The sequence below is a fragment of the Oryzifoliimicrobium ureilyticum genome (genome assembly GCF_037199735.1).
Lineage (GTDB): Bacteria > Pseudomonadota > Alphaproteobacteria > Rhizobiales > Rhizobiaceae > Rhizobium > Rhizobium ureilyticus.
The window spans coordinates 294,639-320,171 of the sequence record NZ_JBBBVQ010000002.1; the positions used below are offsets into that span (position 1 = coordinate 294,639).

15 protein-coding genes are annotated in these 25,533 nt (G+C 54.5%); 8 read left to right on the top strand and 7 right to left on the bottom strand.

What is annotated here, in order from left to right; all coding sequences use genetic code 11:
- Nucleotides 1-150 precede the first annotated feature (150 nt).
- Nucleotides 151-456, top strand: coding sequence for a helix-turn-helix domain-containing protein (locus VQ830_RS04520; protein WP_337266876.1), 306 nt, complete (start codon nucleotides 151-153; stop codon nucleotides 454-456).
- 303 nt (nucleotides 457-759) lie between these two features.
- On the opposite strand, the gene wrbA is transcribed toward VQ830_RS04520, so the two are convergent.
- Nucleotides 760-1,359: an NAD(P)H:quinone oxidoreductase type IV gene (gene wrbA / locus VQ830_RS04525; RefSeq protein WP_337266877.1), complete on the bottom strand. Its 600-nt coding sequence runs from the start codon at nucleotides 1,357-1,359 to the stop codon at nucleotides 760-762.
- Between the two features lie 328 nt (nucleotides 1,360-1,687).
- Between wrbA and VQ830_RS04530 the strand changes: the two genes are divergently transcribed.
- The 3 genes from VQ830_RS04530 (at nucleotide 1,688) to gpt (ending at nucleotide 4,185) form a co-directional block, all read left to right on the top strand.
- Nucleotides 1,688-2,464 carry a competence/damage-inducible protein A gene (locus VQ830_RS04530; protein WP_337266878.1) on the top strand — a complete coding sequence of 259 codons (777 nt, stop codon included), beginning with the start codon at nucleotides 1,688-1,690 and terminating at the stop codon, nucleotides 2,462-2,464.
- Nucleotides 2,465-2,554: 90 nt separating this feature from the next.
- The gene (locus tag VQ830_RS04535) at nucleotides 2,555-3,397 is read left to right on the top strand and encodes a universal stress protein (protein WP_337266879.1); all 843 of its coding nucleotides are present in this window, start codon (nucleotides 2,555-2,557) and stop codon (nucleotides 3,395-3,397) included.
- A gap of 290 nt (nucleotides 3,398-3,687) precedes the next feature.
- Complete coding sequence (gene gpt, locus VQ830_RS04540) at nucleotides 3,688-4,185, top strand: xanthine phosphoribosyltransferase (RefSeq protein ID WP_337266880.1); 498 nt, start codon at nucleotides 3,688-3,690, stop codon at nucleotides 4,183-4,185.
- Between the two features lie 123 nt (nucleotides 4,186-4,308).
- On the opposite strand, the gene VQ830_RS04545 is transcribed toward gpt, so the two are convergent.
- On the bottom strand, nucleotides 4,309-6,219 hold the full coding sequence (locus VQ830_RS04545) for a methyl-accepting chemotaxis protein (protein WP_337266881.1): 1,911 nt from the start codon (nucleotides 6,217-6,219) through the stop codon (nucleotides 4,309-4,311).
- Nucleotides 6,220-6,932: 713 nt separating this feature from the next.
- Here VQ830_RS04545 and VQ830_RS04550 point away from each other — a divergent pair.
- Entirely contained in the window at nucleotides 6,933-10,745 is a 3,813-nt protein-coding gene (locus tag VQ830_RS04550; protein WP_337266882.1) for a vitamin B12-dependent ribonucleotide reductase, read from the top strand.
- A gap of 295 nt (nucleotides 10,746-11,040) precedes the next feature.
- Here the strand turns inward: VQ830_RS04550 and VQ830_RS04555 are convergent, their stop codons facing one another.
- Entirely contained in the window at nucleotides 11,041-12,489 is a 1,449-nt protein-coding gene (locus VQ830_RS04555; RefSeq protein ID WP_337266883.1) for a GGDEF domain-containing protein, read from the bottom strand.
- A gap of 158 nt (nucleotides 12,490-12,647) precedes the next feature.
- Nucleotides 12,648-16,664 carry a PAS domain S-box protein gene (locus VQ830_RS04560; protein ID WP_337266884.1) on the bottom strand — a complete coding sequence of 1,339 codons (4,017 nt, stop codon included), beginning with the start codon at nucleotides 16,662-16,664 and terminating at the stop codon, nucleotides 12,648-12,650.
- Between the two features lie 207 nt (nucleotides 16,665-16,871).
- On the opposite strand from VQ830_RS04560, the gene VQ830_RS04565 reads away from it, so the two are divergent.
- Both VQ830_RS04565 and VQ830_RS04570 read left to right on the top strand, forming a co-directional pair.
- On the top strand, nucleotides 16,872-17,465 hold the full coding sequence (locus VQ830_RS04565; protein ID WP_337266885.1) for a dual specificity protein phosphatase family protein: 594 nt from the start codon (nucleotides 16,872-16,874) through the stop codon (nucleotides 17,463-17,465).
- A 273-nt stretch (nucleotides 17,466-17,738) separates the two neighbouring features.
- Nucleotides 17,739-18,740, top strand: coding sequence for an SDR family oxidoreductase (locus VQ830_RS04570; protein WP_337266886.1), 1,002 nt, complete (start codon nucleotides 17,739-17,741; stop codon nucleotides 18,738-18,740).
- A gap of 26 nt (nucleotides 18,741-18,766) precedes the next feature.
- Here VQ830_RS04570 and VQ830_RS04575 read toward each other — a convergent pair whose 3' ends face one another.
- Nucleotides 18,767-19,066: a hypothetical protein gene (locus tag VQ830_RS04575; protein WP_337266887.1), complete on the bottom strand. Its 300-nt coding sequence runs from the start codon at nucleotides 19,064-19,066 to the stop codon at nucleotides 18,767-18,769.
- A gap of 291 nt (nucleotides 19,067-19,357) precedes the next feature.
- Between VQ830_RS04575 and VQ830_RS04580 the strand changes: the two genes are divergently transcribed.
- Nucleotides 19,358-22,294 (top strand): PAS domain S-box protein, encoded by a 2,937-nt coding sequence (locus VQ830_RS04580; protein WP_337266888.1) that lies wholly within the window; start codon nucleotides 19,358-19,360, stop codon nucleotides 22,292-22,294.
- Nucleotides 22,295-22,337: 43 nt separating this feature from the next.
- On the opposite strand, the gene VQ830_RS04585 is transcribed toward VQ830_RS04580, so the two are convergent.
- Nucleotides 22,338-23,444, bottom strand: coding sequence for a YihY/virulence factor BrkB family protein (locus VQ830_RS04585; RefSeq protein ID WP_337266889.1), 1,107 nt, complete (start codon nucleotides 23,442-23,444; stop codon nucleotides 22,338-22,340).
- 133 nt (nucleotides 23,445-23,577) lie between these two features.
- Nucleotides 23,578-25,320: a glycoside hydrolase family 15 protein gene (locus VQ830_RS04590; protein WP_337266890.1), complete on the bottom strand. Its 1,743-nt coding sequence runs from the start codon at nucleotides 25,318-25,320 to the stop codon at nucleotides 23,578-23,580.
- Nucleotides 25,321-25,533: the final 213 nt, after the last annotated feature.

The following is a 25,533-nucleotide window of genomic DNA, read 5'->3' on the forward strand; positions in this document are numbered from 1 at the left end:
GAACGAGACAGAAAGATTCCCACTCAGGGAATCGAACCGCATGAGACTTTAAGGCGCCATTGGCGTCTGAGTATGCGCAAACAATTGCGGGCGTCAACAATTATTGCCGGCGCGTTTTACCCTGCCCAAAAACTGTGGTTATGAATCCTTATGAAAACGGTGCCACGCCCAATCTTGAAGATCGCTAGAGAGTTCCTCGGCCTGAGCCAGGACGACGTCCAAGCATTGATTGGAGTTTCGCGCAAAACCATCCAGCGAATTGAACGAGGCGACGATGTGATCGTTCACTACGTCGCCTCCATTCAGCGCTTCTATGAGGATCAAGGAATAGAGTTTGTACCACCTGCTGGCGATAGAGGGTGGGGCGTGTTCAATGCCAATACCAAGGCAGACCCAGCAAAGTTGAACGCCCTAGAAAATATCCCGCCCTCGAAGCGTAAGAGAGCCGAGAACTGATCCGAAATGGCGGTCAAGATGTTTCGCGGCTCCACTTCGAAATTTATGTCGACCTAGCGCAGACCAGTCTGTGTTAGGACGTCCGCCCACGTCGACATTTCGAGCACCGCCAACCATATCTGGTTCGAACTTTCTCCCGTTGGCTGCACCAATTCATCGATCGGTTGTTCTGAAAGCTTAAACGTCACAAGCCCGGCGGTTTTGAGAAACGACCGGGCTTGCGGATATCAGCTTTGTCCAAGTTGCTTTGCTTATATTAGCTCGTTTGAGTGGGCCTCCATAAAAAGCAAGCCATTCGAAAAATCAGGCTCCGAGTTTCGACGCAAGTCGGGCTACATGCGCGCCCTGGAACTTTGCTGCTTCAAGTTCGACTGCAGATGGCTGGCGCGAACCATCGCCATCAGTAATCGTAGATGCGCCATAAGGGCTTCCGCCCTTGATCTCATCAACCCCCATCTGCCCCTGAAAGGCATAGGGAAGGCCAGCAACGACCATGCCGTGATGGAGGAAAGTCGGAATGAAGCTCAAAATTGTTGATTCCTGACCACCATGCTGTGTGGCGGTCGATGTGAACACGGAGCCTACTTTGCCGACGAGCTTACCACCAAACCACAAGCCACCGGTCTGATCCCAAAAGTTTCTCATCTGAGATGCGACCGTCCCAAAACGCGTACCAGCGCCAACGATGATTGCATCGTAATCGGCAAGTTCATCCGGCGTTGCAATAGGTGCAGCTTGATCGAGCTTGAAATGAGAACTGCGAGCGACATCTTCTGGAACAAGCTCAGGAACCCGCTTGACGACAGTCTCGGCGCCAGCCGACTTCGCACCCTCAGCAACTGCATGGGCCATCGTCTCGATGTGGCCGTAAGAAGAATAGTAGAGAACAAGAACTTTGGTCATCGAATGTTTCCTTCCGATTATGTGACACGATCAACTCGTCAGGTCATCCCGACGGTCGATACCGGTTTGAAGTCCAGCGAAAAGCTAACCTAAGGCAGGCGTCAGGCACAGATGTGTCATGAGAACGCACTGTTCATTTTATGACGACGAACTATACAGAAAGGAGCATGAACAGCATCCAGCCTCCTCTTTCTAACGGTGGGCATCGCCGGACATAACGAGGGTTTGCAGGCGCTGCGACGAGCCGTGCGAAAAGTTTCTACATTTTCCCCGCGCTGCAATTTTCGACGGCGCGCCCATGCCATCCTAAATCAATTCGGATTTAAACATGACTCAAGACAACATTGTAACAGCGGCCATGCTTGCGATTGGCGACGAGCTTCTGTCCGGTCGCACCAAGGACAAAAATATCGGCCACCTGGCCGACATTTTGACTGTGGCAGCGATCGATCTTAAGGAAGTACGGATTGTCGGCGATGAGGAAGACGCCATTGTCGAAGCTCTGAACGCGCTTCGTTCGAAATATGATTATGTCTTCACCTCTGGCGGTATCGGGCCGACGCATGATGACATTACAGCAGACGCCGTGTCGAAGGCGTTCGGTATCCCATGCGAACATGACGCCAAAGCAATGAAACTTCTGGCGGATATGTACGCAAAGCGCGACTTGGAATTCACCGAGGCTCGCCAACGCATGGCGCGCATGCCGCAAGGGGCGCAGCATATTCCCAATGCTGTGTCGACTGCGCCCGGCTTTATCATTGGCAACGTCTATGTGATGGCCGGCGTGCCGCAGGTTTTCGATGCCATGATCAATGCAGTTCTGCCTGAACTGAAAACCGGAACGAAAGTGTTGTCGCTGGCGATTTCCTGTCCCTTTGGCGAAGGTGATATCGGCACGAAACTCGCACTTGTCCAAAAGAGCCATCCGGACACGAGCATCGGCTCATACCCTCGCTACATTGGCGGTAGTTTTTCGACCGAGCTTGTCGTTCGTGCGCGGGACGAGACAAAGCTGAATGCAGCAGCGAACGACATCAGGGCAATGATAGAGGGCATTGCCAGAAGCAAAGCGGCTGCTTCGGGTCAATCTCTAGAGGCCTGACAGCCCCTTCCTTCAACATCTGTTAATTGGGCGAACATCGGGTACGGCCCTATGTTCTGATCATAAGTGTCGATAACAAGGAAGAAGTTCATGTCTTACAAAACACTGCTCGCGGTTCTCGATACGGTTGAGAAAACGGCCAAGACGGCTGACTTTGCTTTTGACCTCGCCCGACAGCATGATGCTCACGTCATAGGTCTGCACGCTGAAACGGTCTCTGCTGTTCCGATCGCAGCGCCGATGAACATTCCAGATCCGATTGCCCTTGAGGCTTTGCAAAGCGTCGCACACGATCAAGCGGAAAAAATCGAAGCGGCATTCCAGACTGAGGCCGGGAAAGTCGAGAGCTCGTCAGAATGGCGGAACTATCCAACGTCAACGGGCTATAACGCACTGCCAGTCATTGAAGCTGCACGCAGCGCGGACCTTTTGATCGTATCGCAAACCAATCCGGAAACCTCGCTCGATATGGGCATTGATGTCGACAATCTGCTTTACGAAATCGGTCGACCGCTTTTGGTGATCCCGTTTGTGCTGCAGAACCCGAAACCAATCCGACGTGTGCTTGTTGCTTGGAACGGCTCGCGGGAGGCCGCGCGTGCCGTTTTTGATTCCTTGCCTTTTCTCAAGAAAGCCGAGGAGGTCGAAATCTTCATGGTCGACTCCAATGAACATCACGTCCAAAATGCAACCTTGAGCGGGGCGGATATTGCCGCCACACTGCGACGCCATGGTGTCCAGGCCCGTTTGAGCAGCAAAGCAAGTGGCGATCAAAGTACATCGGCCATCATCGAAAGCCGACTTGCAGACGGCAGCATCGATCTTCTCGTCATGGGCGCTTATACACACTCCTGGCTGTGGCAAACATTGTTCGGCGGGACGACGAAGAACCTGCTGAAGTCGATGACGGCACTGACGCTTTTATCGCGGTAGTGGATGTCGCGATCACGGCAACTTGGTCACGGGTGCCTTCACCCAGCGTGCTCCTCAACAATCGGTATCGGTTGACAGGGTTTTCCTCGGTTAGCGCGTCCAACCCTAAGCATCGGAGCGAATGCCACGTCGCTCCATACGCACCCGCGCCAAGGCGAGGCATTCGCAAGACTTGCCTTTGAACCGCAAATGACGCTAATTGCCCCGACCGTTGCTCCCGCATTTCGATCTTAACGGGAAACGGTCGCCGTCAACCGGCGTGTCCAATTTTCCATGCGCGGAGCTTGAGCATGTCCCTTCCCGAAAAAGCATTTCCCGTTTCATGGGATCAATTTCATCGCGATGCGCGCGCGCTGGCTTGGCGTCTTGCTGGCCTTGGCCGAGAGTTCAAGGCGATCGTCTGCATTACCAGAGGCGGTCTTGTCCCGGCTGCGATCATTTCGCGCGAGCTGAACATCCGTCTCATCGAGACCGTCTGCATCGCCTCCTATCATGACTACGTCAATCAGGGCGAAATGAACCTGTTGAAAGGCGTTGCGCCTGCTCTTCTCGAAAACGACGGCGATGGCGTCCTCGTCGTTGATGACCTGACGGACACGGGCAAGACAGCCGCGGAAGTGCGCGCCATGCTGCCAAAGGCTCACTTCGCCTGTGTCTACGCCAAGCCAAAAGGCGTTCCGACCATCGACACGTTTGTGACCGAGGTCAGCCAGGACACGTGGATCTACTTCCCTTGGGATATGGGCTTTACCTACCAAGAGCCGATTGCAAAGGGCCATAAAGGCTGACTTCATATTCTTGGACGACGTTGACTGCGCCCGCATCTCAGGCACTCGCGTCATCCTAGAAACCACAACCAACAAAAAAGCGCCGGGTTCTTCCGGCGCTTTGAAGTTTCAGGATCGCTTGGATCAGGCAGCTTGGCGTTGGCTCGCCCTATAGCCATGACTTGAAGCTTCGAGGCGGAATTTTGCCAACTGGTTTTGCAGACGTTGGGCCTCATTCGCCAGGACCTGACTGGCGGCTGTTGTTTCCTCGACCATTGCCGCATTCTTCTGGGTCATCTGATCCATGCTGTTCACGGCAGTGTTGATCTCGGCAAGCGCGACGGATTGCTCCTGCGCAGCCTGGGCAATGCCGGAAACATGATCATTGACGCGGTTAATGAGCTTATCGATTTCGCTCAACGCTTCCCCGGTGGACAACACCAGTGAAACGCCGCCCCTCACTTCGTCCGCCGAAGCGTTGATCAGGGTCTTGATTTCCTTGGCTGCATTGGCCGAACGCTGTGCAAGCTCGCGAACCTCCTGCGCAACGACAGCAAAGCCTCTGCCCGCTTCGCCTGCTCTTGCAGCCTCCACGCCAGCGTTCAGCGCCAGAAGATTTGTCTGGAAGGCGATCTCGTCGATGACAGAAATGATCTGACTGATCTTCTGCGACGACTTTTCGATTCGCTCCATGGCAGAGATGGCATTGCGAACGATTTCGCCGGAGCGTGCCGCGCTTCCCTTCGTTTCGTTGACCATACCGGACGCTTCGCGTGCACGCTCAGTCGAGGTTTTGACGACCGTCGTGATTTCCTCCAACGCAGCCGCCGTTTCCTCGAGAGACGCTGCTTGCTGCTCGGTGCGGCGCGAAAGATCGTTCGCTGCTGAACTCAATTCAGTAGAGTTCCCGCTGATGGTGCTGGCTGCATCGCGGATGCCATGCATCGTCTGGCGCAGGGTTTCCATCGTTCCGTTGACATTGACCTTCAGTTCCGCAAAGGCACCTTGGAAGTTGCCTTCCATCTCTTCGGTGAGATCGGCATTGTGAAGCGCGGCGATCACGCGCCGAACCTCGGCAACACCAAGATCAACGTTCTGAACGAGTTCGTTCACGCCATCGGCAAAGCGGGCAAGATCCTTGTCTTCATAGGTCTTGGTGATGCGCTTGGAAAAATCGCCAGCCGCGGCGGCAGCGACGATCGTGCTGATGCTCGATTGCAAATCCTTGCTTTGAGCATGCAGGGCAGCTTCCTGCGCTTCCATTTCGCGCATCTGTTGTTCATTGGCGCGAAACACTTCCAGTGCCTTCGCCATCTCGCCGATCTCATCCCTGCGTCCGGCATCCGAAATGGCGTCCACAGGCTTTCCTGAGGCAAGGTCTGTCATCGCGAGGGTCAGGCGTCTGATCGGACCGACGATACCGCGACGGGCCATGAAGAAGCTGGCTGCGACGCCAGCGATGATGCACACAGCAGTGACGCAGCCAAGGATCACGACGGTGCTAAAGGATGTTGCCAGGGCATCACTGCGAGCCTGGGAGAGGCTTGAAGCGGAATAGTTGCTATAGACCTTGACGGCAGCGGTCACGGTCTTCTGAGCATCGAGCGCCTTGTTCAACTCCGCAACCATCGTCGCTCCATCCTTGCTCTTGTCGGACGCGGCAACAGCCAACATGGAACGAATCTGGTCGAAATAGGCGTTCAGCGCCGTTTTGATATTGTCGAGTTGCTTTGCCTCATTTTCATCAGCGGTCGAAGCGATCTTGGGCAATCTTGCCAGCATCTCCTTTGCGCGCGATTCGGCTTCAGTACTGAAGTCGGCAGCCTTTTGCGGCGCAAGCGCCAACTGATAGGTCATGCGGCTGATTGCGATGATGTCTACACGAAGATCCATGGCTTCGCGGGCAACCTCTTCGCGGGCACCAGTGTTTCGAAGCGAGGCGCCGAGAGAAAGAAGTCCGCTAGCGCCTACAGTGGCGATGATTGCCGCAGCGACCCCCATCAACCCAACAAGAAGACCAATCTTCTTGATGATCGAAAGATTAGCGATGTTCATGTGTTTTCCCTACCAGCCGCCGCTACGTCGTCCTGACGATGCACAGCTCATCGGTCCTGGCTTCATACCAAGATAGTTGCTGGCCTTATTTTTGGTGCAAAACCTTTCGATATCATTTCTTTGCGACTCATGTTTCAGAAAAGAACGATCGCGATGCGTGCGTTTTTCGCAACAAGCCCCTGTCCTTATCGATCAATTCATACAAGAATTCATCGATGGAATCCTGTGTCGGCCTGGCGCTATCTCTCAGATGAAAGAAAAAGCCGAACGATTCCATTGAGATCGTTGTTTCCCCGTTTTCCACAGCTATACACACAAGATGTGGGGCTTTGGATTTAAGCATCGCCTAGCTCTTGACGCGGCAAGGCTAATCAAAGTTAATGCTTCCTTGCGTTGCGTAGGCGACCGGGCGGGACATGCTTAGTCCTGCTCTTTCCAGAAGATGGCGAGGAATGATCACGAGATGCGCTCTCGAGCGCAAAATTTGTGAGTTTTTCTAAAGCTATCATCTGCCGGAAAAAGTGACTGGAGAAACTGGCACAAATATGTGTAAACTCTATATATGGTATTGCGGCAGCAAGTCAGACCACAATATACGGTTTCATACTTCCGGTTGACTGAACTGAACACGGATTAGAACAGCGAACGCTCTGGTGCGGAGCGGGCGATAGGCCTTTTTGCGCTCTCGAGCGCACAGCAGACGAGGAAAGAAGATGCGCATAGAACGCCGTTTCACCAAACCCGGCCAATCGCCTTACGCGGAAATTCAATTCCGCAAGGCCGTGAGCGAGATTAAGAATCCAGACGGTTCGATCGTGTTCCGTCTTGAGGATATCGATGTTCCCGCGCAGTTCAGCCAGGTTGCGACTGACGTTCTCGCGCAGAAATATTTTCGTAAGGCGGGCGTTCCCAAGATCTTGAGAAAGGTCGAGGAGAATGATGTGCCCTCATTCCTGTGGCGCTCTGTCGCCGATACGGAGAAGTTGAAGGCTTTGCCTGAAGGCGAGCGCACAGGTTCTGAGGCAGATGCCCGTCAGGTTTTTGATCGTCTTGCAGGCACCTGGACCTATTGGGGCTGGAAAGGCGGCTACTTCTCTTCTGAAGAAGATGCTTCCGCTTTTCGTGACGAGCTTGCCTACATGCTGGCCACGCAACGGGTCGCGCCGAATTCGCCGCAATGGTTCAACACCGGCCTGCACTGGGCCTATGGTATCGATGGTCCAGGCCAGGGCCATTTCTATGTCGATCCATTCACCGGCAAGCTGACAAAGTCCAAGTCAGCCTACGAGCATCCGCAACCTCACGCCTGCTTCATTCAGTCCGTCGAGGATGATCTCGTCAACGAAGGCGGCATCATGGATCTCTGGGTTCGTGAAGCGCGTCTCTTCAAATACGGTTCCGGCACCGGTTCAAACTTCTCCTCGCTCCGCGGCGAAGGTGAAAAGCTATCCGGCGGTGGAAAATCATCGGGCCTGATGAGCTTCCTGAAGATCGGCGACCGGGCAGCTGGCGCAATCAAATCGGGTGGCACCACACGCCGCGCGGCAAAAATGGTGGTTGTCGACATCGACCATCCCGATATCGAAGATTACATCAACTGGAAGGTCAAGGAAGAGCAGAAGGTTGCCGCCTTGGTTACCGGCTCGAAAATCGTTGCCAAGCATCTCAAGGCCATCATGAAGGCCTGCCTGAATTGCGAAGCCGGATCCGAGGCAACCAAGAACGATTGCTTTGACCCTGCCAAGAACCCTGCGCTGAAGCGCGAGATCCGCGCCGCAAAGCGCGATCAGGTCCCGGAAAACTACGTTAAGCGCGTTATCCAGTTTGCCGAGCAGGGCTATAAGGATATCGAGTTCAAGACCTACGACACCGATTGGGATTCTGAGGCTTATCTGACTGTGTCCGGTCAGAACTCAAACAACTCCGTTTCGATCAAGGATGACTTCCTGCGCGCTGTCGAAAATGACGGCGACTGGAACCTCGTCGCCCGCAAAGACGGCAAGGTTCTGAAAACGCTGAAGGCCCGCGATCTTTGGGAGCAAATCTCCTACGCCGCCTGGGCCTCTGCTGACCCTGGCCTGCACTTCAATACGACGATGAACGATTGGCATACCTGCCCGGCTGCAGGCCCGATTCGCGCATCCAATCCGTGCTCGGAATACATGTTCCTTGACGATACAGCCTGCAACCTTGCATCGCTCAACCTGATGCAGTTCAAGGATGCGGCAACGAAGAACATCAACATCGCCGATTACGAACATGCCGTTCGTCTCTGGACGATCGTGCTCGAAGTCTCGGTAATGATGGCGCAGTTCCCGTCACGCCGCATTGCCGAGCTGTCCTACGAATATCGTACGCTTGGTCTCGGTTATGCGAATATCGGCGGACTGTTGATGTCGTCGGGCATCCCCTATGACTCCGACGAGGCCCGCGCCATTGCAGGCAACCTGACGGCCATCATGACTGGTGTCTCCTACGCAACATCTGCAGAAATGGCCGCTGAACTCGGTCCGTTCCCAATGTTTGCCCCCAACCGGGAAAACATGTTGCGGGTGATGCGCAACCATCGGCGCGCCGCGTACGGCGAAACCTCTGGCTATGAAGGTCTGTCCGTCAATCCTGTGGCGCTTGTCCATAGTGAATGCCCCGATCAGGCACTCGTGGAACATGCGAAGGCCGCCTGGGATCGCGCGCTAGAACTGGGCGAAAAGCACGGCTACCGTAACGCGCAAGCAACCGTCATCGCTCCGACCGGAACGATCGGTCTGGTGATGGACTGCGACACCACCGGCATCGAGCCAGATTTTGCGCTGGTAAAGTTCAAGAAGCTGGCCGGCGGCGGATATTTCAAGATCATCAATCGCGCCGTTCCTGAAGCGCTTCGTTCGCTTGGTTATAGCGAAAGCCAGATTGCGGAAATCGAGGCTTACGCCGTCGGCCATGGCAATCTCAACCAGGCTCCGGCCATCAACCCGTCGACCTTGAAGGCAAAGGGCTTTACCGACGAAAAGATCGAGACCGTCAACGCTGCGCTCAAGAGCGCGTTCGACATCAAGTTCGTCTTCAATCAGTGGACGCTTGGCGCGGACTTCCTCAAGGATACCTTGAAGGTCTCCGACGAACAGCTGACCGATATGAGCTTCAACCTGCTCGACCATATCGGCTTCAGCCGCAAGGATATCGAGGCTGCCAACATTCACGTTTGCGGTGCGATGACCCTTGAAGGCGCTCCTTTCCTGAAGTCCGAGCATCTGCCAGTCTTCGATTGCGCCAATCCCTGCGGCAAGATCGGCAAGCGCTACCTGTCGGTTGAGAGCCACATTCGTATGATGGCTGCCGCCCAGCCTTTCATCTCGGGTGCGATCTCCAAGACGATCAACATGCCGAACGAAGCAAGCGTTGAGGATTGCAAGAACGCCTACCTTCTGTCCTGGAAGCTTGGCCTCAAAGCGAACGCTCTTTATCGCGACGGTTCGAAGCTTTCGCAGCCGTTGAACGCCTCGCTGATCGAAGACGAGGAAGACGAAGATGCATTGGAAGAACTGATGGCGCAGCCAGCCGCTGCTCAGGCAGTGACGGTCACCGAAAAGATCATCGAGCGTGTGATCGAAAAGGTTGTTCGCCAGCAGGAAAAGCTTCCGAGCCGCCGGAAAGGGTACACGCAGAAGGCTAAGATCGGCGGTCATACGATCTTCCTGCGTACCGGCGAATACGATGACGGTCGTCTTGGTGAGATCTTCCTCGACATGAACAAGGAAGGTTCGGCGCTTCGTGCCTTCATCAACAACTTCGCAATCTCGGTATCGCTGGGCCTGCAATATGGCGTTCCGCTTGAGGAGTATGTTGACGCCTTCACCTTTACCAAGTTCGAGCCCGCTGGCATCGTGACAGGTAACGACGCGATCAAGAATGCAACATCGATCCTCGATTACGTCTTCCGTGAACTCGCGATCTCCTACCTTGCTCGTCATGATCTTGCTCATGTCGACACGTCCGATTTCAACAGCACGGCGCTGGGTCGCGGCGTATCGGAAGGCAAGGCAGATGTAGTTTCCAAGGGCCTGACGCGCGGCTACAAGCCAACTCTCGTATCAAGCTCGGAGCGGCAGGCCTCTGCTGAGATCAAGGGAGCGACAGGCGGAACGCCTGTGCGTGCTATGGGGTCAGCTTCGGTAACCGCATTTGCCGGGAACGCGCTTAGAAAGCTGGAAACCGTTGCGAACTCTTCAAATGAAGTCGTTGCCTTCAAGCGCGATTACGAGGAGCGTGCAAGAGAACTGGCTGAGGAGATCGCAGAAGAGATTGCCGCCGAAGAAAGCGTCAGCTCCGCAGCGAGTGGGCTCTTCTCCGACCAGGCTGCAGCCGATGCATCGACGGCGAAAAAGGTAGAAGCTGAACGCCGCGCTCGCGCCGTCATGCAGGGTTATACCGGCAACATGTGCACCGAGTGCCAGAACTTCACCATGGTACGAAACGGTACCTGCGAGAAGTGCGATACGTGCGGCAGCACAAGCGGATGCTCTTGATCGGATAAGCTGATGATGCTGACTGGCAGCTTGACTGACGGTCAGCGCTACGGATCGTTTTGAAAATCGAGTTGAAATTCGAAACGCATGATATCGAGACGATAAAAACGAAGGGCCGTGCATCAGTCTTGATGTACGGCCCTTCATATGAGAAGTGATTTTAGTCCAATGAAGTGGGCGACCTACCGAGAAAGGCTTCTTTGCTATTCTCATGTTGTTCGCATTTGTTGATCGCTGTGACGAGCAAGGCGCTTTGCACGCTGCATGAGCCGAGGCGCAACCTATGCCACGCTGCTTAGGATGCCTGTCGAAACGGCTCAGGCTCCGTCGAAATATGATCTTTAGCGCTATCGGACCTCGAAGAGGTAACAACGATGGCCCCCCGTCCCTCTGCCTTGGCGAGATAAAGTGCCTCATCCACCAACTTCAGTGTCTCGAAGCATCCTGTCCCAAAAGCCGCCTCGCCGACACCAAATGAAGCGCCGACGATGACATGGCTGCCGTCGATCGCAATTGGCCGTGAAATAACATCCGATAATCGCCTGCAAATGCGCGCAGCATCAGTCGCTATTGTCGAGGAGAGGAACAGAACGAATTCATCTCCACCAAGTCGGAAGACAACATCATCGTTCTTGATCTCTGAACGCAGCCGCGCCGCAACCGTCTTCAGCAATTCATCACCGGCGGCGTGGCCGTAGTTGTCGTTCACCTTTTTGAACCCGTCGAGATCAAGGCATATGACGCTGAGGGGGCCTTTTAGAACGCGCGCGCAAAATTCCGGCTCCAACAAGGTCCGGTTCGGAAGTGTCGTCAGAAAATCGTGGGTCGCGGCATGCCGCATTCGCTCTTCTTCCATCACCAGGGCGCCGATGGTCCGCCTGGACGCGCGAAATATGAAACACCCAGCGCTGACGAGAACCAGAAAGACTGTGGTGATCAATGGCAAGGCCTGATGAAGCAGGTCCAAAGCCGGAGTCGGGGAGCGCCAGGACAAAACCTGCGCTTCTCCGCCATTACCGACTGCGATTTCGACATGTGCGCGGCCTTGCGGGAGCGTTGCCAACTCCGTTACTTGCGGATCATCCAAAAGAAAGCGATCACCAAAGAAGCTCTCGAGACTTCCGGTGATGGGCATGGCTGTTACCAGGACAGGCGCGCGGTCGCCTTTAGGCAGAGCTATCCCGAAATCGGACTGGAAAAGACTGACGGTCAAAAGCACCGCCTCGTTTCCGAGAACTTCGATGCGACTGGATGTCAGAGGCTCAGGGATTTTGTTGCTTGCCGGATCATGATGCCGACCGACTCGAACCGACGGTTCCTGTCGGCGCACGTCCTCGAGGAGCGCCTTCGCATCGGAAACGACAACTTCGGGGCCTCGCAGAAAAAATGGGCGGTTGCGGACTTCATCAGCGGTCTTGGAATAGATAATTTGATCTTGCGCACCGAGCACGGCTGCAAAGCGTGTGCGCGATGTCCCGATCAGGGACTGACCGATATTGCGCTCTGTCCACTCGACATCGAAATCATTGTCGAGCTTGGCAATTGCCTCATCCCAGACAGTCCAAGATGTAAGCGAGAACTCGACATCCTTGACCCACAACGCAATATTTCGCTTTACCAGAGTTTCCTGGCGTTCGCGTAGCTCATCATCAAGTCTTGCAACGCCGTAATAGGGAATGGCAGCGAGACCAGCCACCAAGAAACCGATCGTAACGATCGCTGGGCCTACAAGTTTTAAATACACAAACCGACGTTTCAACACAGGCCCTCAAAGAAGTCCTGTCGAACTTAAACCTCAAGTCTTTAACAGCGCTTTACTGACCTATAAATTCAACTCTCGCAAAACTTCAGCGTCACGCTGATTATCAAGGCTGAACCTGTCGGCGCACGGCGAAAAGAAGACTAGGTTTCAATCGACATTGTAGAGACAGCCTTGATCGCTCGGCCAAGTTGAGCGGTTCCGAAAGGTTTCGAAAGCAACGTTACCCTTTGCGGATCCGGCAACTCGCAGACTTCATTGCGGCCCGTTGCGAACACGATACCGATATGAGGCCATCGCTGACGGACCTGTCTGGCCAATTCCTCACCAGACATGCCTGGAAGTCCGAGATCTGTCACCAGGATATCGATGGAATCGGTTTCCAGAATAGACAGGGCTTCCGAACCGGACTCAGCCTCAAAGGCCTCATGACCGAGGTCGGCGACCATGTCGACATTTCCCATCCGTATCAGCATGTCATCCTCAACAAGCAAAACGCGCAGATTCCTGCCAATATCACCGACTGGAGACCGGTCATGCACTGCTTGTTCGTTGGTTCGATCTTTCTCAACTTCGGCTTGAGCTTGATGATTGTTGAGGACCTGCCGGATTTTGCGTGCAAGCTGTTCGCGCGTATAGGGTTTCGGCAGGAGCTGAACCCCGGGATCAAGCCGTCCTTCATGGACGATCGAGTTTTCCGTGTAACCCGATGTGAACAAGACGGCGATCGATGGAAAGCGCTCCTGGACTTTCTTTGCAAGCTCAGGGCTCTTCAGTGGACCGGGCATCACGACGTCGGTGAACAGGAGATCAATTGACGCTCCGCTTTCGATAACCGTCATCGCCGCTTCCGCATCACGGGCTTCCAGAACCCGGTAGCCGAGTTCATGAAGGATCTCGACAACGGTTGCACGAACGCCGTCATCGTCTTCGGCGACGAGGATGGTCTCAGAGCCACGCTCCAACGTACCGCCCGTCACTTCCTCTTCCCATTGTTCCGCGCCAAACGCCCGAGGCAAGAACATTCTGACGACCGTTCCTTTACCGACTTCGCTTTCGATTTCCACATGACCACCGCTCTGTTTGACAAAACCATAAACCATTGAAAGGCCGAGCCCGGTGCCCTTTCCTTCCGGCTTTGTTGAGAAGAACGGTTCAAAGACCTTTTCCATAACCTCAGCGGACATGCCTGTACCGGTATCCATGACCGATATCGCGATATACTCTCCCGCTCTTAGGTCCTCATATTTGGGCGCCTGGTCCGCCTCCAGGGCAAAGTTTTCAGCTCTGATCGTAAGTATGCCGAACCCGCTCATTGCGTCGCGCGCGTTGATGGCGAGATTAAGCAATGCGTTTTCGATCTGCGTCGGGTCCACGAGAATATTCCAAAGACCCTCAGACACGACGGTATTGACTTCGATACCGTCGCCGATCGTGCGCCTCACCAGCTCGTCCACGCCATTGACAAGACGACCGACATTAACAACGCGAGGATCGAGCGCCTGACGACGTCCGAATGCCAGCAATTGCGCAGCCAGCTTCGACCCTCGATTGACGCCTTCCAGCGCGTTGGTGACCCGACGCAGCGCCTGTTCGTTCCCTGCGAGATCCCTCTCAAGAAGTTGCAGATTGCCAGAAACGACTTGAAGAAGATTGTTGAAGTCGTGCGCAACGCCGCCAGTCAGGTTGCCGATGGACTCCATCTTCTGCGCCTGCTGCAAAGCAAGCTCGGTCTTGCGCAAGGCCGACTCGGCCTCGAGCCGCTCAGTGATATCGCGGCCAACAGCGTGCATGAACTGAGCATCCGGCGTGGCCGTCCAGGATATGATCCTGTAGCTGCCATCGCGGCACTGATAACGATTTTCGAAGTTGAAGGTCGTAGCGCCCTGCTGAAGCCTACCCACTTCGTTCAAGGTCGCATCGATGTCATCAGGATGGATGAGGTCGAGAAACGACGTCTGCAGGAGATCTTCTTCAGACCAACCCAGCACACGTGTCCATGCAGGATTGATGGCGATAATTTGCGCGGAAAAATCGGCAACAAGCATGATGTCTTGAGAAAACCGCCACATCCGGTCGCGATCGGCCGTACGCTCTGCAACACGCTCTTCCAAGGTGCGGTTGAGTTCTTCCAGCTTCTTGCGGGTCGCCCGTTCTTCTTCAATATCGGTGCTGGTCCCTACCCAGCGGCGGATGTGACCATTTTCACCCAAGATGCTGATCGCGCGGGCCGTATGCCACCGATAATCACCGTTTTTGCTGAGAAGCCGGAACTCCGCTTGATAGGTTTGTCCGGTTGCAACCGCCCGTGACCAAAGCTGTCTTACAGCATCGACATCCTCCGGATGAAGGATGCTTGTCCAGCCGTCGCCTCCCAACTCTTCAAAAGAACGACCTGAAAATTCGTAGACACGTTCGTTATACCAGTCGAAACTTCCGTCCGGTCGCGCGGTCCAGACATGCGTCGGGATAGCCTGTGCAAGCGCCCTGAATCGCGCCTCGCTGTCGCGCAGATCCTGCTGCGCTTTCCGGCGCTCAGTCACGTCTTGCACGACGCCGACGAACCGCACCGGAGCCGTCCCTTCCTCGTATTCAAACTCGCCCTTGCGCGCGATAACGCGTTCTTCCCCGTTATCGGCGCGACGAATTCTGTATTCAGCGCTGAGTGTCGAGGTGCCCGTGCGACGACCGACAGGATTGGAAGCCAGATCTTGATCCTCAGGCACGACAAGGTTTTGGATCGTCGTGATCGGAACCAGTTGGCTTTCGGGCAGCCCGAAAATCCTGCAGAATTCTGGAGTGGCTGTCAAAAGGTCGGCCGCCATATCCAGCGTGAAAAGTCCGACGCCACCAGCTTGCTGCGCTCGGCGCAAGCTCGCTTCAGCGTCTTTCAGGGATTGTTCTGCGAGATGCTGTACTGTTCGATCGCGCAAGACTTTCACAAACCCGACCGGCAAACCGGATACGTCGCGCAGCAGGTTTATTTCGCCGTTCGCCCAAAAACGTTCACCGTTCTTACGCTTGTGCCAGCGTTCATGGCACGCACGTCCATCTTTCAGTGCCCTATCCATCGCTTCGCGAGGCATCTGCAACGCACGGTCTTCTTCGCTGAACAAGATCTCCCAGTCTTGCCCGACCACCTCATCTTGCGTCCAACCGAAACTGCGCCTCGCTCCTTCGTTCCAACGCAGGATCCGCCCTTCCATCGTCAGCGCGACGATGGCGTAATCGACGGCACTATCAAGGATCTGACGGCTCTGCTCCTCACTCGAGCGCAGCGTGTCCTCGACAAGAACCCGATCGGTGACATCCGAACCTTGAGCAAAGATGCCGACAATCTTGCCTTCCGGATCCGTCACTGGTTGATAGATGAGGTCGATGTATTTCTTTTCGGGCTGGCTGCCTGGTTCGTTTTGAAAGATGATCGGGATTGAATGACCGACGTAAGGTTTCCCGGTCGTATAAACCTGATCGAGCAGCTCGAAATATCCTTGCCCTTCCAAATCCGGATAGGCTTCACGAGCGGGCTGGCCGATGACATCCCTGTTGCCGACAAGCTTCAAATAGGCTTGATTGACAAGCTCGAAGACATGTTCCGGACCGCGCATCATGGCGACGAAACCGGGAGCCTGATGAAACATGTTCCGAAGACGGTCTTTCTCGCCTTCGAGCCATCGCTTCGCTTTTACCTTTTCACTCGTTTCGATGACAACGGCAAGAATCCCAAGCGGCTTGCCATCACTTCCGCAGATGGGGGAATAGTCGAGATCGAACCATGCCTGTGAAGACCGTCCAGGCCGATCGAGTGTAAACTCTATATCCCGATAGCTGATCGCCTCGCCGCTAAGGACACGACGAACAACGTCGAGATTGAAATCTGCTGCCTCTGGCCACGCCACATCAACCTTCGAGCCGAGAATAGATGGGTGCCTCGCCCCCGAAAGCTCAGCGTAGGCGGCGTTGTAAATCAACACACCGTCCTGACCCCAGATAGAAGCCATAGGTAGCTTTGAACGAAGAATAAGCGAGATTGTGGTCTTCAGCACATCGGGCCACGCAGAAATTGCGCCCAGCGATGTCTCAGACCAGTTGAAACTAGCAATGAGGTCGGCGAGTTCGCCACCGTCATGAAGAAAAGCATGTTGCGAGATGGCAGCCACCCACGATTTATATCAGCGACCCGGTAGTTAGGGAGACTTGTTCAAAAATAAAGTCTTGATCGCAAAGCTAGATCTGCCTTTTGACGGGGGTCGTTGCGCTCTTTCAACAAAATAGTCTTTGGCGTCACATGATCAGCGCACTTATTCAGGTCTACGTCAGTTAGCCATGGCATCTCCTACTCAATATGATTTGTAGGATTTGCTTCGATGGTTAGAAAGAAAATTCTTTTCATAGCGGCTTCTTTGCTCGCCGCCGTTGGCACTTCGTTCGGAGCTTATGCCGCTTATCTGCAGGTGGTCGGAAATTTTCATACAGTTATTGATGGAGAGGTATACCGTTCCGCTCAACCAACAACGGCCGAGTTGAACGCCTATGTGAAAGAACATGGGATTAAAACAGTCATCAATCTGCGAGGATCGAGCAACGATTCGTCCTGGTACCGCGATGAAATCAAGACGTCACAGGAACTCGGCGTCAAACACATCGATTTCAGGATGTCCGCTTCACAAGTGCTGAGTCGCGAGCGGATCGACGAAATTACGGCGATCATGGCGTCCGCTCCCAAGCCAATCCTGATCCACTGTCAGTCCGGTTCGGACCGTACCGGCCTGGTATCAGCTATCTACGCCTATCGCATAGCTGGCGAGACCGAAGACGCGGCCGAGGGGCAACTGTCTTTCTACTACGGACACGTGGGCATACCCGTCATCTCTTCGGCCTGGGCTATGGACAAGAGTTGGGAAACATTGGAGCATCGAGCCAATAACAGCGTCTCAAACTTGCCTAACGCAAGGGGTTGAGAATGACGGGGCGGCATATGCTCCAGTTGCGAAATTAAGCTAATCCAAATGGACTAACCCGGACTCAAGAACGGAACCTCATCTTACCGACAGCGCCCTTGGGACAGTGCGGCAGACGCGCTTCACAAGAGCAAGACGTCGAGGAGCACGTGCGGCATCCTCAAGGGCCTTCAGTTATCCCACAACCACACTTTAGGTCTGTTTGAGACCTCACAACTGGAACGTTCAGCTTCATTGTTTGTTACTCACGCATCGTCAGCAAGGTAACAAGCAATGAAAAACACGCAGGACAACGGCCTCACCCGCCGGTCGATGATCGGTGGCACCGGCCTCCTTTTGGCAGCAGGTTCGGCGCCAGTCGCTGCTTCCGCAGCGACAAGCCAGGGCACGGAAACCAAGATGGATGATCCGCGCACGAAATATCCGAAACCGCCATTCCGCTCACAGTCTCAGCCGTTTCCCGGCCTCGCCAGCAAAATGGATCCTAAGCCAGATCATGGCGAGACGAGCTATAAGGGCTCAGGCCGATTGGCGGGCCGAAAGGCACTGATTACGGGCGGAGACTCTGGAATGGGTCGAGCAGCTGCGATCGCCTTTGCGCGCGAAGGAGCAGATGTAGCGATCAACTATCTCCCGGAGGAGGAAGAGGACGCTCGGGAAGTCATCGATCTCATCAAGAAGGAAGGTCGCGTCGGTGTCGCGATACCGGGCGACCTACGCCATGAGGAGACATGCAACCTGATTGTTTCACAGGCTGCAAAAGAGCTTGGCGGGCTGGATATCCTTATCAACAACGCGAGCAGACAGCAACAAAAGCAGTCGCTCGCCGAAATCACGACAGAGGATTTCGACGCGACCATCAAGACCAATATATACGGTATGTTTTGGCTGACACGGGCGGCTCTTGCTCATTTGAAAGAAGGTTCCGCTATCATTCAAACAACGTCAGAGCAGGCCTACGATCCCTCCGCCAATCTCGTGGATTATGCGATGACCAAGGCCGCCATGATGAATTTCACCAAATCGCTGGCAAAACAGCTCGCCCCGAAAGGTATCCGTGTGAATGGAGTTGCGCCCGGTCCTATCTGGACGCCGTTGCAGGTCAGCGGCGGCGCGACACAAGAAAAGCTCGTCAGCTTCGGAGGCGACACCCCGATGGGAAGACCGGGACAACCAGCAGAACTTGCTTCGATCTATGTCCAGCTCGCCGCTTCCGACGCAAGCTATGCAACCGGTCAGGTTTATGGCGCAGCAGGCGGGGGTGGACAGCCCTGACAAGTGCCCAAAGTCGGCAGTGCCTCTCAAATTTCAGCCCGATGCTGATCATCGGGCTGGAAGCCGATGACGAACTCGATGACCTTGTCCGACGACATTTCGCATGGCTTCAGAGTCAGGAATCCGCCGGATAAGCGATATAGGTTAAAGCTGACGATATCCTGTCCAGCCAAGTCCTCCGCAAAGAAACTGAGCCGATTTCCGTCCGCTGATCGCTTCAAGCTCGCCCCCCAGCGGCCTCCACGAGAACTGCCTTCGCAATAGCCGTGTGGGATCGCGCTCAGGGCGGCGATGAAAGCAGGCGGAAGAGGTGGTGTGAACGTCATATCATCTCATTCTTGCTTGAACTCTAATCGATGAGAAAGCCGGCACAATTTTTCTCGGATGCGCCTCCCTTCTCAAATTGGGTTTGCGGTTCAACATTGTAAATTCGAAGGTCTCTCGCATTTCGCTTCTCCATCAACTGCTATGAGCCACGACAGGTCCAACTGCCTTGAAGAAAATGAGCTTTATTCCATATACGGACATTGGGCAAACAAGCTCCGCCTAATGCAGCAGTTGTCAAAAGATGCGGATCCCTGCAGTCAAGCGAGCTTTTCGAGAGGATCAACAGGCAGATGCCAGGGTCTGACAACGACCATGCAATACATGTCAGGCATCTGCTGGATGCGTTCAACCCAACCTCACCACTCGGCCCTCCGCCGCAGTGGCCAGACCATTTGCGCACGATCGTGTCGACGATGGTTGCTGCGCCTTTGCAAATCGTTCTGTTCTGGGGGGAAGATTACGTCGCTCTTTATAACGACGCCTACGCCCCGACGATAGGCAATAAGCATCCTCACGCGTTCGGACGACCAGCCTCGGAATATTGGACCGAGCTTTGGGATGATCTGAAGCCCTTGCTCGATCAAGTGCGGCAGAAGGGCGAGCCGATCTATATGAAGGATAGGCCGTTTTACATTGAACGGCACGGAAGACCCGAGACGGTTACCTTCGATATTTCCTATTCCGCAGTGAGCTGTCCGAAGGGAAAGACGGATGGAGTTCTTTGCATCGTCAACGAGACGACAGATCGCACAACTTATGAAAAGCGGTTACGCGAAAGCGAGGCGCGGTTCCGCAATATGGCGGATCATGCGCCCGTCATGTTGTGGCTCGTCGACGAGAACGGCCACTGCACATACCTCAACACTCGATGGCAAGAATTTACGGGCCAACAACAGGGCGAAGGCAATGGTTTGGGATGGATCGATGCCGTCCATCCAGATGATCAGCATCGCTTTAAGACCGCTTTCCATGAGGCGCTTAACCGCCGCGCGCCATTTTCGGAAGAGTATAGGCTGCGCCGGCACGACGGGGTTTACCGTTGGGCGATAGATACTGCCGAACCGCGCTTCACATCAGATGGAACCTTCCTCGGCTACATCGGCTCTGTCATCGATATCGATGAACGCCACGAGTACGAAAGGCAACTCCGCGAGCGGGGCGAAGAACTCAAAGCCTTGACCAACTCGATTGATCAAATGGTGTGGTCGACGCGTCCCGACGGTTTCCACGACTTCTACAACGACCGCTGGTATGAATATACCGGTGTACCCTACGGCTCTACCGATGGCGCGGCGTGGAACGGCATGTTCCATCCAGAAGATCGGGAGCGAGCCTGGAGTGAATGGCGCGAGTGCCTTCGGACCGGAAAACCCTACCATATCGAATACAGGCTTCGGCATCATACAGGTGAATATCGCTGGGTGATCGGACGGGCGAAGGCCGTTCGCGACGAAAACGGAGCAATTACGCGCTGGTATGGGACCTGTACTGACTTCCATGAACTGAAGACGACGGAACTACGGCGTGCGGCAATCATCGAACTCGAAGCAAAAACGGCAAATCTTGACGACCCTGGTGCGATCGCATTTGCAGCCGCCCAAATGTTGGGCGACCATCTCGCGGCAACCCGCGTTGGTTACGCGACTTTCGACCCTGTCGACGGCAAACTCCTGATCGAGCGGGACTGGACAAAAGACAGCATCGAAAGCCTGTCAGGCGTCAGGAATCTTCGAAGCTATCGGAACCTGAAAGAGCTTTTGCAACGTGGCGACATGCTTGTCGTCGACAACGTCAGGGGTGATGCGCGAACTTCAGGTAAAGCAAAAGATCTCATTGCTCTTCATGCAGTTTCGTTTGTCGCAGTGCCCGTGCATGAGCAGAACGGTCTGGTCGCATTGATGTTTGCTACTGATGATACGCCTAGGACTTGGACGGACGAAGATTTGGCTTTCATACGGGAAATCGCTTCCCGCACGCGTTACGCCGTCGAGCGCAAACGCGCCGAACACGATCTTCGCCAATTGACAAGCAGCCTTGAGGACCAGGTCGTCAAGAGAACGGAAGAACTGCGGAAGTCGGAGGAAAGACTTCGCCAAAGCCAGAAAATGGAAGCGATTGGCCAGCTTACTGGGGGTATTGCGCACGACTTCAACAATAACCTCGCCATCATCATGAGTGGTCTCAATCTTCTGAAGAAGCGCTTTATGCGCGGCGACACGCGCGATGTGGAGCGGCTGATCGATGGCGCGACAGAGGGCGCGCAAAAGGCCGCTAATCTTGTTCAAAGGCTCCTGGCATTTTCCCGAAGGCAACCGCTTTCTCCCGAACCTCTCGACTGTAACAATCTCATCAATGGCATGAGCGAGCTTCTTTCGCGATCGATCGGCAAACATATTGAGGTCAAGATGGAACTGTCCGACGACTTATGGTGGACGACAGCAGATCATGTTCAGCTTGAAAACGCCCTTTTGAACCTTGCCGTCAACGCGCGTGACGCGATGCCCGATGGCGGCGTGCTGAGTATTTCCACACGAAACGTGACCGTGAGCGGGAATTCTCTCCGAAATCATGGAATCCCAGCCGGCGAGTATGTCCGGATTTCCATCGCCGACAATGGTACAGGCATGCCTGACGAGGTGCGCGAAAAGGCATTCGAACCTTTCTTCACCACCAAATCGGTCGGCAAGGGCAGCGGGCTCGGTCTCAGCCAGGTTTTCGGTTTTGTCCGCCAAAGCGGCGGCTATATCCGCTTGGAGTCGCAGCTTGGCCACGGGACCGTTGTCACCATTCAGCTCCCTCGGCTGATCGGTCACAAACCGTCCATTGTGAAATCCTCGCCTCATGGTCCAGACTTTCAGGGTGGCGGACAGAAAATCCTTGTGGTCGAAGACGAGGATCGCGTTCGATACTTTGCGAACGAATGCCTCCGTGAGCTTGGCTACGACGTGACGCTCGCCTCAGGTAGTGCCGAAGCGATCCAAATCGTCAACACCGGTCGAAAGTTCGATCTTCTCTTCACGGATGTTGTTATGCCCGGGATGAATGGGAGGAAGCTTGCCGATGCGCTCGTCAAGCTGCAGCCCGATTTAAAGGTCATCTATGCTTCGGGATACACTGGCGACGCTGTCATGCTGAACAACGCCCTCGACCCGGAGAGAAATTTCCTACAGAAGCCTTATACGATTGAGCAACTTGCCAAGAAGCTTCAAGCCGTCTTGCAAAACTAAATACGACGTCGGGAGAGAGCGCGCTGCGAAGAATCGCCTGACTTCAGTCGATCGTCTTTCCAAGTGTATCTGCCACATGAGCACGTCTTTGACCCATGGGTTTTGGTTGACCAATTGTCGTATCCACAGCCGTTTGATGCTCTAGCTCGGCATTCAACTCTGCACCGACGATTAAGATCGCAACCGAAAGCCAGAGCCAAATCAGGAAGCCCATCATCGCACCGAGTGCTCCGTATGTGGCACTGTAATTTGCGAAATGCGCCAGATAATAAGAAAAGCCGACAGACATAAGGAACCACGCCAGGGTCGCAAATGCCGCGCCCCATGTGAGCCACCGTAGCTGCGGCGGATTTCGACTTGGACCGAACCTGTATATGGCCGAAGCGGCGCCAAAGACCAAAATGAGAAGAAGAGGCCAACGCAGAACGAGCGCCATCGTTTCTGTCCACTGATCGATCCAGATCATGCGAAAGATGGCGGGCATAATGCCGATCAACGCCACGATGATCATGGCAATGATCATACAGCTAAGCGTGAAAGCAATGCCAATGAGATTGAGCCGCACGAGGCCTCGCTTCTCCTTCTCCTCATAAGCAATATTCATGGCATCGAAGACCGACAAAATGCCGCTATGCGAGCTCCAGAGAGCGATGGCAAGGCTGAAGAAAAAGGTCAGTCCAAGCGATGACACCTTCCGTTGCATGAGCATGTCGATCTGCTGTGATACAATGTCAACGGCTCCTGGTGGCAGGACTGCGCTGACCGCGCTCAAATTATGGGTGATCTGGCTGGGATCCGCAATGAGGCCATAAAGCGAGACAAGGGCAGTCAAGCCGGGGAAGAGAGCAAGGACGAGATAAAAGGCAACGCCAGCTGCAACCAGCAGCACCCGATCGTCAGAGACTTCGGAAACAACGCGCCAAAAGACGTCCCTCAGTCCTTTTCGCGGAATAGCTTCGGGAACAGCCGCGTCTCTGCCATGAGGATCTAACTTGGTCTTTGTGGTGCGGCTGAAATCGGCCGGGCTTGGGCTTAAAAGAGCGAGTTGCCGTTTTCCGGCGACCCCCTTGGCGGCCGTAAGTGCCCCAAGAACAGCAAGGGCTGCTACAGCCAGCGTCGACGCACCCGATCCAGTCACACGATTTGTCATTTCACCCTCCAGCTGCCGCTCCGCATAAACGCGCACTACTGCCGAAAGTGCCAATCCAAATGAAATAATGACTTGAGGTTCAAGCCGCACACCAAAGGTAAACCTCTGGGATGAGTTATGGCATCCATCGCGATCAGCTGTTTTCCTGTATCGATAAAATGGCATGGAGTAAGGCAAGATGGCTGAGCCCTTGCGGCATATTGCCGAGAGCCGCTCCCGTCAAAGGATCGATTTCTTCGCCAAGTAGTCCAAAATTGTTGCCAAGCTTTTCAAGGAGTAGGCAGAGGCGCGTTTCAGCTTCGGTGGGCTCACCCAAAAATGCATATGCCTCGACAAGCCAACAGGAACAGGCGACGAAAGCTCCCTCCTCTCGCTCTGCCCCTGTATACCGATAGACGAGCGACCCAACGGAAAGCTCTTTCTCGATTGCGGCTCTGGTCCTTCTAAGGCGATCATCATGCTCAAAGCCGAACCGTGTCGTTAAAAGTAGAGCGGCATCAAGACGGTCCGTTCCAGCGAAGAAGACATAAGATTGCTTGTCAGCAGACCAGCAGTTTTCATCGATCCAGGTTCGAATGTTATCTCGTTCATTCGCCCAATGCGCGGCGTGTTCCTCGTTAATATGCCCGGCATGAGAGAGCTCGACAGCCCGAGAGAGTGCCAGCCAGCAGCCGATTTTGGAAAACGTGTAATGCTGTAACTGCTCCAGTTCCCAAATCCCGGAATCTTTCGATCGCCACCTGTCGACACACTCATCGGCAAGATCTGCGAGAAGATGGCTGCTTCTTTCATCAAGGATGTGTCCAAGACTGACGAACAGGGCAGCCGTTTCGAAGATGTCGCCGAAGCAGCTCAATTGGACCTGGTTGCTGGCACGATTTCCGACACGCACGGGCTTGGAAAACTGATAACCGGGAACGTTGATTGTCGTCTCCTCGGGTACATGTTCACCGCGAAGCGTATAGACGACCATTGGATCATGGCGCCTATCAGCAACCGTTTTCATCAACCAGGAGAAAGCAGCAACAGACTCGGCAAGTGCTCCCACCCTCAAGAGCGCTTTAACGGTGTAGCATGCGTCGCGGACCCACGCATAACGATAGTCGTAGTTTTTGTCCCCGCCTAATCGCTCGGGAAGTCCTGCAGTTGCTGCTGCCGCTATAGCGCCTGTCGGCGAATAGAGAAGAAACTTCAAAGACAGTGCGCACCGAACGAGATCATCTCTGAAACGACCTCGATAGGTCAGTTGACCAGACCAGCGCTTCCATTCCTCGTCGCTAAGGTCGATGCGGGAATCGATACTATCTTGGTCAGGAACGCAGAGAGGTGAATCGTGAGAGACAAGATAAGCAAGACAAGTCTTGCTTCCTGGTGCAGTCGTATGACGCGCCGCTATCTCGCCGTTTCTCTCCACTGGTTGATCAACACTATCGTCATAACAGAAGGCGGTTGTCAGTTTGCCCACGTATAAAATGGAGCGATGGCGTAGAACCCGCCGACCCGCGTCAATCGATTTCGCCGGCTTGACGACAATTCTAAATTCAACCTCGCCCTCGAGACCTTCGATACGGCGAGCGAGCTCGCACCATGGCAGACGTCCGGAGACGCCACTGTTGAGCGATTCCGTGATCCTCGCGCGGCCGTTGACGGTCACGAACACCGTCTCGAGCACATTGCTGTCAGGCCGATATCGACGCTCGATCCGAAAAGGATCGACCGGCGTGACCGCAAACAGACCATCATCAGGATCGTGAAGTCGATTGAAGAGAGGGGGCGAATCCATGTTCGGCGCGCACCACCAGTCGATAGAGCCATCCGCACCAACAAGCGCGACGGATCTGCCGTCTCCGACTGCAGCATAGTGCTCGAGGGGCAAGAAACCATCTGTTCGTTGGGGCTTTAGATCGTGAAGCACAGCGTAGCGCGTCGTTGTTGTCAGGGGCAGGCTAAGGATGGACTCTCTCAAAAACTCGATTGAGCGGGTTATGCGCAACAGGAGGAACCACCAGGTTTGATGCTGTGAAAAGCAATCTCCAGTAATGCCTGATGCGTTCATCCAAAAGAAACAGCGCGTCACCGTCGCTCAGGA